General features: G+C 48.0%; 12 protein-coding genes. 1 reads left to right on the top strand and 11 read right to left on the bottom strand.

Going from position 1 to position 14,641, the window contains the following annotated elements; translation table 11 throughout:
• Positions 1–13 precede the first annotated feature (13 nt).
• The 8 genes from BN1360_RS25410 to BN1360_RS25445 all read right to left on the bottom strand — a co-directional run bounded on the left by BN1360_RS25410 (position 14) and on the right by BN1360_RS25445 (position 9,038).
• A complete protein-coding gene (locus BN1360_RS25410) occupies positions 14–736 on the bottom strand; it encodes a 5'-methylthioadenosine/adenosylhomocysteine nucleosidase (RefSeq protein WP_068782654.1) in 723 nt (240 codons plus the stop codon).
• Positions 737–746: 10 nt separating this feature from the next.
• On the bottom strand, positions 747–1,595 hold the full coding sequence (locus BN1360_RS25415; protein WP_068782655.1) for a MetQ/NlpA family ABC transporter substrate-binding protein: 849 nt from the start codon (positions 1,593–1,595) through the stop codon (positions 747–749).
• 113 nt (positions 1,596–1,708) lie between these two features.
• Positions 1,709–2,479, bottom strand: a complete 771-nt coding sequence (locus BN1360_RS25420) for an SDR family NAD(P)-dependent oxidoreductase (protein ID WP_068782656.1) — start codon at positions 2,477–2,479, stop codon at positions 1,709–1,711.
• 5 nt (positions 2,480–2,484) lie between these two features.
• Positions 2,485–2,946: an S-ribosylhomocysteine lyase gene (locus BN1360_RS25425; protein ID WP_068782657.1), complete on the bottom strand. Its 462-nt coding sequence runs from the start codon at positions 2,944–2,946 to the stop codon at positions 2,485–2,487.
• Positions 2,947–3,038: 92 nt separating this feature from the next.
• Positions 3,039–3,719, bottom strand: coding sequence for a methionine ABC transporter permease (locus BN1360_RS25430; RefSeq protein WP_068782658.1), 681 nt, complete (start codon positions 3,717–3,719; stop codon positions 3,039–3,041).
• Complete coding sequence (locus tag BN1360_RS25435; RefSeq protein ID WP_068782659.1) at positions 3,716–4,783, bottom strand: methionine ABC transporter ATP-binding protein; 1,068 nt, start codon at positions 4,781–4,783, stop codon at positions 3,716–3,718. Before BN1360_RS25435 ends, BN1360_RS25430 begins: the two co-directional genes overlap by 4 nt.
• A 2,049-nt stretch (positions 4,784–6,832) precedes the next feature.
• On the bottom strand, positions 6,833–8,005 hold the full coding sequence (locus BN1360_RS25440; RefSeq protein ID WP_068782660.1) for a GNAT family N-acetyltransferase: 1,173 nt from the start codon (positions 8,003–8,005) through the stop codon (positions 6,833–6,835).
• 28 nt (positions 8,006–8,033) lie between these two features.
• Positions 8,034–9,038, bottom strand: a complete 1,005-nt coding sequence (locus tag BN1360_RS25445) for a hydroxyacid dehydrogenase (RefSeq protein ID WP_068782661.1) — start codon at positions 9,036–9,038, stop codon at positions 8,034–8,036.
• A 395-nt stretch (positions 9,039–9,433) separates the two neighbouring features.
• On the opposite strand from BN1360_RS25445, the gene BN1360_RS25450 reads away from it, so the two are divergent.
• Positions 9,434–10,783, top strand: a complete 1,350-nt coding sequence (locus BN1360_RS25450) for an extracellular solute-binding protein (protein WP_068782662.1) — start codon at positions 9,434–9,436, stop codon at positions 10,781–10,783.
• 105 nt (positions 10,784–10,888) lie between these two features.
• Here BN1360_RS25450 and BN1360_RS25455 read toward each other — a convergent pair whose 3' ends face one another.
• The 3 genes from BN1360_RS25455 to BN1360_RS25465 form a co-directional block, all read right to left on the bottom strand.
• The gene (locus BN1360_RS25455; RefSeq protein ID WP_068782663.1) at positions 10,889–11,950 is read right to left on the bottom strand and encodes a BtaManbiosPhlase; all 1,062 of its coding nucleotides are present in this window, start codon (positions 11,948–11,950) and stop codon (positions 10,889–10,891) included.
• A gap of 31 nt (positions 11,951–11,981) precedes the next feature.
• A complete protein-coding gene (locus BN1360_RS25460) occupies positions 11,982–12,923 on the bottom strand; it encodes an MTP-1 family protein (protein WP_068782664.1) in 942 nt (313 codons plus the stop codon).
• Between the two features lie 95 nt (positions 12,924–13,018).
• Positions 13,019–14,482: an alpha-amylase family glycosyl hydrolase gene (locus BN1360_RS25465; protein WP_229521111.1), complete on the bottom strand. Its 1,464-nt coding sequence runs from the start codon at positions 14,480–14,482 to the stop codon at positions 13,019–13,021.
• Positions 14,483–14,641: the final 159 nt, after the last annotated feature.

The raw sequence follows: 14,641 nt of genomic DNA on the forward strand, positions 1-14,641 counted from the left end.
CTTTTTTATTTGCTCAACGGCCTACAAAAGATGTCTGAAACTGCTGCACCAGCAGATCGGTAAAGTGCGCGGCATGGGTGGCGACATCATCGAGATTATCATCGAAGCTGTTGGCCGTCACATCGCCATGCCCCGCGATATCCGATACCGCCTTCACGGCTAATACCGGGATACCGTACTGTGCGGCAGCCTGAACAATACCCAGGCCTTCCATATCCGATACCTTGACCGCTGGGAAGGTTGATTTGATCCCTTCTACCCGCTCGGCTTCACTCATGAATGAATCCAAGGTTAATACCAGTCCGAAATCGAGCAAATACGGTAGCTCCGCCGCTGCTGCAACTCCTTGCGCCCGATCCAGCCAGGCTGAATCGAGATCGTATTTCGCCGGCATTTGCGGGACCTGCCCGGGCTCATAGCCAAAGCAGGTAGCGTCGACATCCCCGTATATATATTGCGTGGCGACAACGACATCACCGACGCTCAACCCGGCGCCAAACGCGCCAGCCGAGCCGGAGTTAAGGATCAGATCCGGCCGATACCGTTCGATCAACAGCGTTGTCGCAACCGCTGCGTTCACCTTGCCAATGCCGCTCTCTACGAGAATGACAGGCTGGCCGCGATAGATAGCTTCTTCCAGGATAACCTTGCCTACTTGCGTCCTGGATGTGATGAGCGCCTGGCTGCGAAAAGGAGCCATTTCCTCCTCCATCGCTGTAATAATAGCAATCCGCATAGGGCCCTCTCTATTCTTGCAGATATGAGATCGGCTTATCTACAGGCACCTTCGTGCCGCCGAACTCCTGCTCAATATATTTCTGCGTATCCTCGTTGTGATACAATTCGCCTAACTTCAAAATACCAGGATCATTCTGTTTCTCCGCGGTAGTCGCCAGTATATTGATACTGTTCTTCGTGTCTACGGAGATTTCCTCATGGAACAAAGAGTCCTTCAGCACATTCAAGCCGCCTTCCAGAGCGACCGTATTGCTGATCAACACCAGATCCACGTCTTGAATGACACGCGGGCCTGTTGTATCATCGATCAGCTTGAAATTCAGGTTTTTAGGGTTGTCGACAATATCGCTTGCCGTTCCCGTCCCCAGATCAAAACCATCCTTCAGCTTGATCAATCCGGCAGCCTGCAGCAGGCTTAAACCTCTGGCCGTATTGGCCGGGTTGTCCGCCAGGGCTACAAGAGCACCGTCCGGAACTTCCTGAATATCCTTAATCTTCTGTGAGTAGATGCCCATTGGTTCAAGATAAGTAGTCGCTACCGCTACCAGGTTGGCATTGCTGTCTTTATTGTAGCTGACGAGGTAAGCCCACGATTGAAAAGCATTCACATCGACTTCGCCCTCTTTGGTCGCGTTATTCATCTCAACGCCGCCATTGATTTCCTTAACAACAATATTCAGCTTGGCGTCCTTGGCCGCCTGGGATTCAGCAATATGCTTCCAAATCTGAGCGTCAGAGCCCATCGAGCCTACCACGATCTTCTCCCCGTCGCCGGACGACTTGCTTCCGCAGCCTGCAACCACCAGCATCAATACCAATCCGAGCGCGAGGCCACCCCACAGCTTTCTTTTACTCATTTGATCTCTCCCCCTTTATATCTTCATAAGTTGAACCCTTCATTGGCGTGGATGAAGTCATCCCGAGTTGATCTATCCTAGTGCATTATCTATTTCTAGTGCATAGTTTATTTCTAGTGCATAGTCATGCCGCCGGTTACGTTGATCGCTTGTCCTGTCATATAGGAAGACAAGGGACTTGCCAGGAACAATACAACATTGGCAACATCCTGAACCTCGGCGGTTCTCCCCAGTGGAACCTGAGAGCAGTCCTCTGCATAGATCTCCTCGGCGGTCATCCCGCGGATGATTCCGCCCTCGATCCGCTCCCGATGTTTCATCGGGGTCTCCACAATCCCAGGACATACCGCATTTACCAGGATGTTATTTCGCGCCAGTTCAATTGCCATGACCTTCGTCAAGCCCAGAACCGCGTGCTTGGATGCACAATATCCGCCCATCGCCCGATAACCGTTCTTACCGGCCTGCGAGGCGATCTGGATGATCCTGCCCGGCTTTTCAGCATCGACCATCGCCTTTGCAAATATTTTGGATACCAGGTATAACCCCGTGGAGTTAATCGAGAATACCTTTTCCCAATCCTCCAGTTTGCTGTCAATTACATAATCCATGGTGGAAGTGCCTGCACAGTTTACGACAATATCCGGAACACCGGCCTGTTCCAGAACAAGCCGGGACCAGCGTTCTATATCCTCTGATTTGGACAGATCCAGGCGGGACTCAAACAACTGTCCATCTACTCCCTTATATTCCTCGTCATAAGCAAGATCGGCGGATATGACTCTGGCGCCGCTTTGCAGCAAAATTTGCACGATGCCACGCCCGATTCCCGATTTTCCGCCGGTTACAACCGCCGTCTGATACGATAAATCCAGCGTAATCATAGGCTTTACAGTACTCTCTCAAACGGGTCTCTACTAATTCCGGCATCCAATACAATCTTTGCATACTCCTGTGCGGAGAAGAGGGAGTGATCCTTGTAATTGCCGCATTCCAGTGCGGATACAGCCGGAACCTCTGTCGTTTCCAGTACACGCTTCAGCGTTCTTTCCAGTGCGGAGGCGATCTCTTCCGGATCATGCTCATTCCAGAGAATCAGATAATAACCCGTTCTGCATCCCATTGGAGAAATATCGATAATCCCTTGAACCTCGTCTCTCATATACGTAGCGAGCAGATGCTCAAGCGTATGAAGCGCCGCAGTAGGAATCGCGTCTTTATTCGGCTGCAGGAAGCGCAAATCGTATTTTTGTACCGTGCTGCCCTTCTCATCATGCTCAAGCCCTGCCGCTCTGACATAAGGCGCCTTTACGATAGTGTGGTCCAATTGAAAACTTTCTACTTTTGCCATTGTTCTTCAGTCCTTTTTTTGTAGTGTTATATATTTCATTCAGTACTCCGCTAGAAGCGGCATACTGTATAAACCGCTGTTAAGCTCTCGTGTTAATGCGTTGACTTTTTGGTAAAATAATCGCCGATGAATTGGCAGACGAATACTAGAATCAAGATCAAAATTGTAGCTACGAGCGTAATATCGGACTGGAACCGATTGTACCCCTTATTGATCGCCAGGCTGCCCAAGCCGCCCGAGCCAATCGCTCCAGCCATCGTCGTAAGTCCGATCAGGTTGATAATCGTCACCGAGGAAGCGCGGATAATTCCGGTCAGACCTTCCTTCAAATATACGCGAAAAATAATCTCAATCGGCCCCGACCCCATGGATTGTGCTGCTTCCACGATTCCGGGATCGACCTCGACCAGCGCATTCTGGATTTGCCTTGCATAGAAAGGCACGATACCGATGACCAAGGGTACGATTGCGGCATTCATGCCGATCGATGTCCCCGTAATAAGACGGGTCAGCGGCACGACAACCGCGATAAGAATGATGAACGGAATGGATCTGAACAGGTTAATAATTTTCTCCAGAACACTGTACACCAGCTTGTTCTCCAGAATCCCTCCCCGGTCTGTAGCGACGAGGACAACGCCGAGCAGTATCCCGAATAACACGGAAAATGACGAGGTAACGACCACCATGTAAATCGTCTCATAAGTACTTATCAGGATATCCTCTCTTAAATTCCAGATGTTAGGGAAATACTTTGTAAAAAACTCACTCATACAGGCTCACCTACCTTTCTGTCCTCAAGAAGTCGGGAATCGATAGTTTCAACATCGACCTGGGCTGCCTGCAAATAGAGTAGAGCTTCCTCCAGATCGCCAGGGGAGCCTGACAGAACCACAATCAGATTGCCGATCGGCGTCTGCTGTAAAATCTCTACATTTGCGAACAGAATATTCGTCTTCACTCGATACCGGGCGGTAAGCTCGGAAATAACCGGTTCGCTTGTGCTATCGCCGATGTAGGAAATCTTGCACAGCATATCGTTATCCTTCAGATGAACGAGAGACGGATGGAGCGTAAGCTTCTCCAGCGTCTGATCGATATGGGTAGCTGTATTGATGAAATCGCGAGTCAGCGTATTTTGCGGGCGGCTGAAGATCGAGACGATATCGCCTTGTTCCACAATTCTTCCGGCCTCCATCACGGCCACCTTGTTGCAGATCTCCTTCACGACCTGCATTTCGTGCGTAATAATGACGATCGTCAGACCCAGCGTCTGATTCAATTTCTTCAGCAGCTCGAGAATAGATAGCGTCGTCTTTGGGTCCAGAGCGCTGGTCGCTTCATCGCATAGCAAGATCTCCGGATCATTAGCCAACGCCCTTGCTATAGCTACCCGTTGCTTCTGCCCCCCTGACAATTGGGAGGGATAGGCATTCAGCTTATCCGATAAGCCTACCAATTCCAGCAATTGCTTAACCTTCCGATCTCTCTCGGTCTTGGATAGCTTGGAGCTTTTCAATGGATAGTCCACATTGTCATAGATCGTTCTGGAGTTCATCAGATTAAAATGCTGAAAGATCATCCCGATCTTCTTCCTTGCCGAGCGCAATTCCTTGGGCTGCAGGGCCAGCAGATCGCGGCCATTCACCTCAACGGTTCCTGCCGTAGGCCGCTGCAGCAGATTAATCACACGGACCAGCGTACTCTTCCCAGCCCCGCTATAGCCGACAATGCCATACACATCTCCCGCATCAACGTGTAAGCTGACATCCCGAACGGCGGTTACTGACTGCGATCCCGTTTCGAAGGTAACTTGAATATTGGATAAAGTAATCATGATGCCCAACCCTTTCTAGACTTCTTTGCACTCTCAGCATTTTCCGAAAAATTTATTTCTGTTATTTTACATCAGATTACTCGGAATTACTACTAAAATTTTTTACTCCCTGGGAAATTGGGCTGTGAGCGGCGCTTTTCTTTTCTCCAACCGCCCCATTCACCCAGCGTCGTTCCAATTCGACGGATGGTAGACAAAGAGCTTCATCGGCAGGCGGGACATCGACATGGCACTCCCCCCGCTGAAGCAGGCTCTCTATCTCCTTTCTGCGGAGGTCTGGCAGCGGGGCATCATCAGAACTTAGGATATCCTGGGGCGCGGGGGATCATCGTATCTTAGTTCTGCTAAGGTCCTTGGGGCGGCTATCATCGAACCTTAGTTCTACGGTAGTCCTGGGGGCGGCGTATCATCGTACCTTAGTTCTACGGTAGTCCTGGGGGCGGCGTATCATGGAACCTTAGTTCTGCTGAGGTCCTGGGGGCGGCGTATCATCAAAAGTTACGGCTCCCTTCTGGCTATCCTCTCCCTAACGGAAATACATGCCGCTATTTCGCCAAAATTACAGCCTAGCAGGATCTAACGGAAATAGAGTACCTTATTTTGCGTTTTATCGCCCTTTTTCAGCTCCATTGAAGCAAATAACGCCTCACATTTCCGTTAGAAAATTAATTACCCTCTTTTCTCGCAAATAAGGGCTTGGAGTTCCGTTAGAAATAAGTGTGCGAGCTGCTTAAGCGACCTATCCTCTGCGAAGATACCGCGGGCACATCATCGATCTTAGTTTTGCGGCAGCCCTAGGGGCGAGATTTCAGCAAATCTTAGTTCTGCGGAGGTCCTGGGGGCGGGAGGTATCATCGAAACTTAGTTCTTCGGCAGCCCTAGATGCGGCGTATCATCGAAACTTAGTCCTGCGGAAATCCCGGGTGCGGCGTATCATCGTACCTTAGTCCTGCGGAGATCCTGGGGGGAGGTATCATCGAAACTCATGGCTTCCTCCTAATTCCCCCCTCTTCCTAACGGAAATACATGCCGCTATTTCGCCAAAATTACAGCCTAGCAGAATCTAACGGAAACAGAGTACCTTATTTTGCGTTTTATCGCCCTTTTTCAGCTCGATTGAAGCAAATAACGCCTCACATTTCCGTTAGAAAATTAATTACCCTTTTTTCTCGCAAATAAGGGCTTGGAGTTCCGTTAGAAATAAGTGTGCGAGCTGCTTAAGGGACCTATCCTCTGTGAAGATACCGCGGGCACATCATCGATCTTAGTTTTGCGGCAGCCCTGGGAGCGAGATTTCAGCAAATCTTAGTTCTGCGGGAATCCCGGGGGCGGGGTACCATCGTACCATAGTTCTGCGGAGTTCCTGGGGGCGGGAGGTATCATCGAAACTTAGTTCTTCGGCAGCCCTGGGGGGCGAGATTTCAGCAAATCTTAGTTCTGCGGGAATCCCGCGGGCGGGGTACCATCGTACCATAGTTCTGCGGAGTTCCTGGGGGCGGGAGGTATCATCGAACCTTAGTTCTGCGGCAGCCCTAGGTGCGGCGTATCATCGAAACTTAGTTCTGCGGGAATCCCGGGTGCGGCGTATCATCGTACCTTAGTCCTGCGGAGATCCTGGGGCTCGGCGTATCATCAAAAGTTACGGCTTCCTCCTGATTCCTCCTCTCCCTAACGGAAATACATGCCGCTATTTCGCCAAAATTACAGCCTAGCAGAATCTAACGGAAATAGAGTACCTTATTTTGTGTTTCTCGCCCTTTTTCAGCTCGATTGAAGCAAATAACGCCTCACATTTCCGTTAGAAAATTAATCACCCTTTTTTCCCGCAAATAAGGGCTTGGAGTTCCGTTAGATGTACGGCACGACGGCGAACTGTTTAAGCGATCTCTATCCAACAATTGGGGCAAAAAACAACTTCTTAATGTGGTTTGGCCGACCGCCGTCATACAGCAATGCACCGCGCGCTGGGAGCTGCGCGCGGTGCGAAAAGTTGAAAGCTCAACCTCAAAGTTGTTTTTATGCTTTCCAGATCATTTTATGGCTTCCAAGTCAGCAGATATCCAATGACGGGATATACAAAGGCAGTGGCAACCAGCCCGAAGGAACGTTCAATGGCCGTGTTGTCTGCTTCCCGTTCGTATATTCGCTTAACGGAGAGAAAAACAGAGCAGTGGCCTCCCGTTTCGTCAGGGTCATTTGCGCCTGGATGTCTGTAGGGTCAGGATCATATTTGTTCACGACGACCTGATTATTTTGCACAACGATTTCTACAATGTCAGAGCCTTCAATTCCAAGTACAATACGGCCGTCCTGCAGCATCATGCTCTGCGCTTTGCATCTCAAGAACGCCTCGATCACCGAGGGATAATCCATAATATGATAATTATATTCAAAGCTAGTTCTATACCAGTCGCATACATCACCTAATAAGGCGATCTTCCCAAGATCATAGGGAGGAACCGTAAAATGAAGCTCGTCGAGCCCTCTCTCTGCACTCAGCGCTTTGCTAACTACCGGCAGCAGAGTAGGGTCAATCATTTCAAGCTCATGTACGCCGTTACCCTCTTTAGACAACACCACATATCCAATAAACTTGCTATTCTCTAAAATAAGCAGCGGCTCTGCTTTCCATGTTCTCAAAATAGTGGCAAACTGCCCCTTGGTTCGAGCCCCGTTGACGACCCCTTGCTGATACAACTGATAAGCATCATCAAGCTGCGAACTATCATCAAACAAAGGTTCAAAGCGAATTCCGCTTGAATCCAGCCCTTTGTATTTATGGCGAATATTATCTGAGGTTAACGTAAATTCAAGCTTGATCCCTGCCGGCTCATAGCCAAAAAACTCATACCGCTGGCGTTGACCACCAAGAACACTCATGGAATAACCCTGCGCCTTCATGTCTTCCACTGCCATGTTCATCAGCTTCTGCATATAGCCTTTGCCACGCGAACGCGGATGCACGGATACGGAACCGATGCATCCAACCTTCAATGGTATGCCTGCTACATTGCAGGTAACCGGCAGTACGCAGACCATCGCCTTGATCTTCCCATTCTCTTTGACCAGATAGTGATACTTCTGCGTATCGGCTCCATCACTATAGAGTTTTGGAACCAATTGGGCAAAATCATGTGGTCCCGAATTTTTACTAAAAACCATATCCGCAAAGTCTATAATATCCTGAGCATCCTCCGGCGCACCCTTGACGAATACCTCCATCCTTATCCCTCCTATTTATCTCTAATCTCTAATGGGTCGACATCTTGGCCGCATAGGCGCGATCGATTTCGCACTTCATAGGCTTGTTTAGCAAAAAGAGCTTAATATCTCCAATTACTGAGCGAGTTACGATCAAACGTCGGTCAATCGTTGGCCCACCCATATGCGGCATTAAAATAGCATTCCTCATTTCTAACAGCTTATGATCAGCCGGCAGCGGCTCAACTTCGTATACGTCAAGTACCGCATGAATCTTCTCCTTCGCAAGCACTCTGCACAAAGCTTCTTCATCGATGACAGCTCCGCGTGCCGTGTTAATAAGAAGAGCACCTTCAGGCATTATATTAAGCAGTTCTTCTGTAATCAGATGATAATTTTCCTGTGTCATGCCGCTATGAATAGAGACGATATCGCAGGTCGAGAATATTTCAGGGAGCTCCGCCTTCTCCATATGATGCTTCGTCAATTCCTCCTGAGAAATATGACGAGAGAACACCTTGATCTTGACGTGGAACGGCTTCAGCATCTCAACAACCATCTTCGCGATCATGCCATAGCCTACCAAGCCTACCGTCTTATCTAACAGCCCTTTATTATAGAAGCCTGATGGCCAGATTCCCCGCTTCAAATCGCCGGAATAACGCGGAATATCCCTCAAAGATGCCAATGCATAAGCAATTACACTCTCTGCTACCGACTCGGCGAACACTTCATTGCCGCTTACCACACGAATCCCGCGATCATATGCGGCATCCGTAACATAGGGTCTAACGGAACCGCCTGTATGTGCAATTAGACGAAGCTTATTGGCGTGATTTAATACTTCTTCGTCAAAAGTCACCGTCCCCCAGCCTGTAACGCAGATATCGACATCCTTGATTTTCTCACATATTTGGAATTTGGTATATTGTGCTGTGCTATCATTCCAGATGACCTCGCCGATCTCTTCCAGCTTCGATTTTAAATCTTCATTGAAGAAGGTATCAAAGATTTCGCCCTTCGGCATCGTGACAAGAATTTTCAATGCTTCCATATTGGAACGCCGCCTTTCTATGATTCATCCACGAATATTCACACTTGAGGTGAGAACACATCCGCCACTATGAACCAGATGTATAACATAATAATTCCAGAAACCTGCATTAAACAGGCTATAACCCTCCTTTGTCATCATAAGAATAAAATATATCATTAATTTCAATCACATAATTATGTTGCTTATCTGGTTCACAACAGATTATAATCTAAGTTAGAAAACGCTGTCAATTGTAATTTGAACACAAGAACCATATTAGTGTCGCGGACGCTCAGCCTTGAATTTGCCTCGATCGCTATTCGTATCAAAAGTGGACTTTTTGACCTTTCTTTAGTAATGATATAATTAATCATTTGATAATAAGGTATTTATTGGAATAGAGGTGTATAGAAATGACGGAAGGTCCCAAGCGCTCTACCTTTAGAAGACGTTATGAGGAAATGCTGGCTTCATTAAGGAACGAAATCATAACCGGAATTTGGGCAGAAGGAAGCTTTCTCCCCTCCGAGAACGATATAGCCGAGCGGTTTCAATTAAGCAAGAACTCCGTACGCAAGGGATTGGATCTACTGGTATCTGAAGGGTTCATTGAGAAAATACCGCGCGTAGGCAATCGTATTCGGCAAGCACCTGCCGGGGTATCCATTAAATTCGGATATTATCCCTCGCTTTTCGAGGAAGCTGATCTCAAGGCATTGGTGGACGAATTTCATAAGCAGCATCCGCTGATCCGCGTCACTATGATCCCGATGCCCTCAAGCCACGCGAAACCAACGATGCGAGATTTTATGGAGACCGATGACATTGATGTAATGGCGATTAACAATCAGAATTTTGAGCTGTTTGCAGAGTCTGACAGCCCGCCTGAGCTATTAGAGCCGCTGCAGCCGATAGAAGGGGTCTATCCGGTCTTGACGGAACCTTTTATGCGTGATGGGAACTTATATGTACAGCCCTTCTTATTCTCGCCGATCATTCTTTGCTACAATAAACAGCATTTCTCTGAGAAGGGACTAGCGGAACCAGACAGCAGCTGGACATGGGATACCGTCAAAAAAACCGCGAAGTTACTCGCCGAAGGTACAGTTCGCCACGGGTTCTTCTTCCACTATTTATCCGATAATCGCTGGCCTATCTTCCTGCTGCAGAATAACGTCCGCTTTCATCGCAGCAACGGTGAGGACAAGCAGCTGAACCTTGATGAAGCCGCGCTTACCGAGAGTTTGCAGATATCTAAGGAACTGCTCGATCAGGTTTTTCCGCCGTTCAGATCGGAGAATGATGACGATGCTGAGATGCTATTTTGCCAGCAGAAGGTGTCGATGATCCTGACGTCTTACTTCTGCCTGAACAAGATCAAGGACGTCGATTTCTCCTATGATATATCGCCGCTGCCCTATCTGGGCACGCCCCGGACTCTGGTCATTGCCATCGGCCTGGCGATTCACAGGAACTCCAAGAATAAGCAGGCAGCTCAAGCCTTTATTAACTTCATGATGTCTGACAACACCCAACTGACCATTCGGCAAAATACATTAAGTATCCCTAGCCTCAAAAGCGCGGCGGAATGGAATGGACATGGAAAGGTTAAGCTGCCATCACGTTATTTCGTCTATCGCGAGATTTTCCCCAGCTTCTGCTACCACACTGCGCTAAACGTCACTTATTCAGAGCTTGGAGACATCCGCCAGCGCATCAAGCTCTACCTGTCCAGGATGGAAGGGCTGGATGTGTTCTCTTAAGATCATAAAAGTACAGGTTGCTATCCGTTTAAACCTAAAACCCCACCAGAGATATGGTGGGGTTTATTCTAAGCCGGCGTCCCTTATTGATCAGCGCCGTATATTTTATTCAAATTTTAAGCTGTCGAGAATTTCTTGTACGCTAAGTTCGGCACATGCCATCGATGTATCAGATACACCGTAATACATTCTCACAACATCGCCATGAACAGCAGCTCCGCAGGAAAAGACAACATCGCCGAAGAAGCCCTTCTTTTCATAATCAGCTTCTGGCATCATAATCGGCTGCTCAGAGCGGGCAAGCACCTTGGATGGATCGTTCAGATCCAATAGGAGCGCACCCATGCAATAGCGATGATCCAGTGTTGCGCCATGATAAAGTTCCAGCCAGCCCTTCTCCGTCTTAAATGGAACTGCGCCTCCGCCCATTCGGCCGCTATCCCACATGCCTTCACGAAGACCTGCCAGGTGTTTGTGGTTGCCCCAATACAGCAAATTGTCAGATTCAGCGATCCACATCTCCGGATTGCCAGTACTCCTCGTCGTGGGACGATGCAGCGCATAGAATTTACCGTTAATCTTCTCCGGGAAGATCAATACATCCTTGTTGTCAGGTCCAAAAATCATGCCATGGTGAGTCAAGTTTATGAAATCCTTCGTCGATACCATCGATTCGCCAACACCAACCGGAGATACAGCGGAGAAGTATATGTAATACGTATCCCCGATTTGGGTCACACGCGGGTCCTCGATCCCAAACGTCTCAAGGGACTGGGATGGATATACCAACGGTTCGTCGTCAATTGTAAAGCGATGCCCGTCCTTGCTGCGAGCAATACGGATATATGATAAGCTGGTCAAATAATCGAACGTCGCGCTCTTCGATACATTGCGAATAACGCGTGGATCGGAGAAGTCATATCGCTTGTCATCCTTACGCAATTCGATAATATCAAGCTGCTTCGTTTCCACATTATATACAGGAGCTTTCACAATCATCGAATCCTTGCTGATAGGACGTTCTGCCACACGAAGCAACAATAAAATCTCTCCATTGTATTCGGCAACGCCTGCATTGAATGCGCCAATGACCTCAAAATCATCCCGATGCGGCCTAACATCGGCAGGTGTTATCAGTGGGTTCTCTTCGTATCTATAGATATTCATGGTGTCTCGTACTCCAATCCTAAGCTTAATTTTACTCAAATTTCAAAAATGGATCAGCAATTGTCAAGCGATGCGCTTCAGCATCACTGATACCCGCATACAAATCAGCTGTTCCATCCGCTTTTCGCACCAATCCACCACTGAATACAACCTCGACCAAATCCGGACGCTTCGTTGCACCTGGAAGGAACTTGTTACGAGTCGCTATCAGTTCAATGTCAGAATACTCTCCTGTTGCAGGATCGAGCGCAAATATCATCGGATAATAATAACGATTTCCTTCATCATCAAACGAGGCAAAATGACCAAGAACGCCAACAAGTCCATTTTTCAAGATATGAAGTTCATTGGCTCCGCCCCATTCCTCATCAACAAATTGATCTTGAAGCAGCGGGGCGTCATTCACCAGTGCGATCGACAGCTCTTGGAGGCTTCTGGCTGTTGTGAAGCCAATCTTCCCGCGTCCACCTTTCTCTCCTTGAGGGCGAGTAAATACGCCGATTTCTCCATTGGAAAGCTCCACTAGACGAAGATCCTTCATGGCATCCGGACCAACAAAAAATGGGGTCAATTGCTGAATGCTTCTCCCTTTGTAGAACACCGTCCGCCACATCAACGCATTTTTTTGTGTAGGATGCGGAAATATCTGAACACCGCCTAGAACAAGCTCACCATGAATAAAAGTGAAAAATGGATCCTGAAGGGTAAATACAGGCGCACCTTCGCGGGGCACCCAATCCCCGCCCTTTTCAACAAAGAAATGAATTTCAGAATGTTCGCTGTCCCTGGATTCCACACGGCCTGCAATAACCAGTTCGCCCTGGTCTTCAAAAGGAGCCGTAATGTTATATACATCCTTGTTACCTACGCCAGTAAAGCTCAGTTTTACTGGGTCTTTGGCCAGTGAATCCTTCGCCTGGTACTCCTTCAATAACGTTTCACATGTTTTCACATCGGATTTATACAATGCCATGGTGGATTTCTCCCTTTCCTATCCTGTTTTCGTTGCTCTTTACCCTTGCTATATCAATGAAATAACTAAAATAAGATCAATATCAATATAAAAACTTATTTACGGCTGATCCATACTGCGCCAGTATGACCCTGCAATATGATCTTGCTATCTGTTTGGTCATCCTCCAGAGGCTGTGAGGCAATTGCAAATTGAAGCGAAAGGTTCTCCACTTCGGCCAGGCTTATTTCCACAGACTCTGCTCCAAAATTGAGCGCAACAAATGATACGTCTTCTGATATATTTTTCGTATAAATCAACGTATTACCTCTACACTCGATATTGGAGTAGCCCCCTTCAGCAAGCGAGGGATGATCTTTCCGAAGCATTAGCAGTTGCTGATAATAAATATAGATCGAATCCAATTTTGTCCGCTCAGCCTCTATATTAATCTGATTATGGCCCGGTCCCATCGCGATCCACGGCTTCACATTAGAGAAGCCTCCATATTCGCTTCCGTCCCACTGCATCGGGGTACGCGATTTGTCACGGCTCTTCTCATTCGCGCGTCGAAGCGCTTCTTCTTCCGACAACCCTTCTGCTTTTGCCAACTGATAATGCGTTAGCCCTTGAATATCCCTCATATCCTCAATACAAGGGCAGTAATAATCCCTCATCCCGACCTCTTCTCCGTAATAAAGGAAAGGGACACCCTTACCTGTCAGCATAAAGGTTGCCATCAGCTTTGCGCGAAGCACTTCAAGTTCAGGATTCCCTTCGCCAAAACGGCTAATATGCCTTGCCATATCGTGACTGCTGAAAAACAAGGTCGGAACCTGATCTGGGCGATGTACCTGTTCCATCAGAAGAATTTGATCCATCAGCTGGTTCGGCTGATAGTGCTCCTGACTACCCAGGTTGAAGTTAAACACAACATCAAGAAGACCATTCCCACTATACCGCTTCAGGAGCGACATATCCTCAGAACCTACTTCACCAACCATAAAGACCCCTTCACGCTGATGAACGAATTCGCAAATTTCTCGAATCGTATCCAGAATTCCGTCCTGATCCTTGTCATATCGATGATCCTGCTCTCCATTGTCCTGATATGGATTGTCTGGGAATTGAGCGGACACTTTCAAAAAGTTAATGACATCAAGGCGGAATCCATCTACGCCCTTATCCAACCAGAAGCCCATCACTTCCTTCATGGCTTCTCTGACTTCTGGATTTGCCCAGTTCAAATCGACTTGTTCCTTTGCGAACGCATGATAGTAATACTGTCCGCTTGCTTCGTCATAGTCCCAGGCCGGACCCCCAAAGAAAGACTCCCAGTTGTTCGGCATGCCTTCATCTACAGGGTCTTTCCAGATATACCAATCACGCTTGGGATGGTCCTTAGAAGATTTGGACGCTTGGAACCACGGGTGTGCGGAAGAAGTATGGTTCAATACAAGATCCACGATGACGCGGATATTACGCTGATGAGCGGCTTCTATAAAAGCATCAAAGTCCTTCATCGTTCCATAGTCAGGATCCATGTTGTAATAATCCGCAATATCGTAGCCGTTATCCACTTTTGGCGACTTGTAGAACGGGGTTAGCCATATGCCGTCGATCCCTAATGTCTTAGATCATCCAGCTTCGAAGTTATCCCCACAAAATCACCCACGCCGTCTCCGTTGCCATCGCAAAAGCTTGGCATGTAAATCTCATAGAAAACAGTACGGCGCCAC

This window comes from Paenibacillus sp. GM2 (assembly GCF_900069005.2).
Taxonomy (GTDB): Bacteria; Bacillota; Bacilli; order Paenibacillales; family Paenibacillaceae; genus Fontibacillus.

Excerpts from the sequence above, each read along its gene's own strand:
- BN1360_RS25445 (WP_068782661.1), bottom strand. The coding sequence starts at position 9,038 with ATGGAAGCATTGAAAATTCTTGTCACGATGCCGAAGGGCGAAATCTTT.
- BN1360_RS25460 (WP_068782664.1), bottom strand. The coding sequence starts at position 12,923 with ATGGCATTGTATAAATCCGATGTGAAAACATGTGAAACGTTATTGAAG.
- BN1360_RS25440 (WP_068782660.1), bottom strand. The coding sequence starts at position 8,005 with ATGGAGGTATTCGTCAAGGGTGCGCCGGAGGATGCTCAGGATATTATA.
- BN1360_RS25455 (WP_068782663.1), bottom strand. The coding sequence starts at position 11,950 with ATGAATATCTATAGATACGAAGAGAACCCACTGATAACACCTGCCGAT.
- BN1360_RS25420 (WP_068782656.1), bottom strand. The coding sequence starts at position 2,479 with ATGATTACGCTGGATTTATCGTATCAGACGGCGGTTGTAACCGGCGGA.
- BN1360_RS25450 (WP_068782662.1), top strand. The coding sequence starts at position 9,434 with ATGACGGAAGGTCCCAAGCGCTCTACCTTTAGAAGACGTTATGAGGAA.
- BN1360_RS25430 (WP_068782658.1), bottom strand. The coding sequence starts at position 3,719 with ATGAGTGAGTTTTTTACAAAGTATTTCCCTAACATCTGGAATTTAAGA.
- BN1360_RS25410 (WP_068782654.1), bottom strand. The coding sequence starts at position 736 with ATGCGGATTGCTATTATTACAGCGATGGAGGAGGAAATGGCTCCTTTT.
- BN1360_RS25435 (WP_068782659.1), bottom strand. The coding sequence starts at position 4,783 with ATGATTACTTTATCCAATATTCAAGTTACCTTCGAAACGGGATCGCAG.
- BN1360_RS25425 (WP_068782657.1), bottom strand. The coding sequence starts at position 2,946 with ATGGCAAAAGTAGAAAGTTTTCAATTGGACCACACTATCGTAAAGGCG.
- BN1360_RS25415 (WP_068782655.1), bottom strand. The coding sequence starts at position 1,595 with ATGAGTAAAAGAAAGCTGTGGGGTGGCCTCGCGCTCGGATTGGTATTG.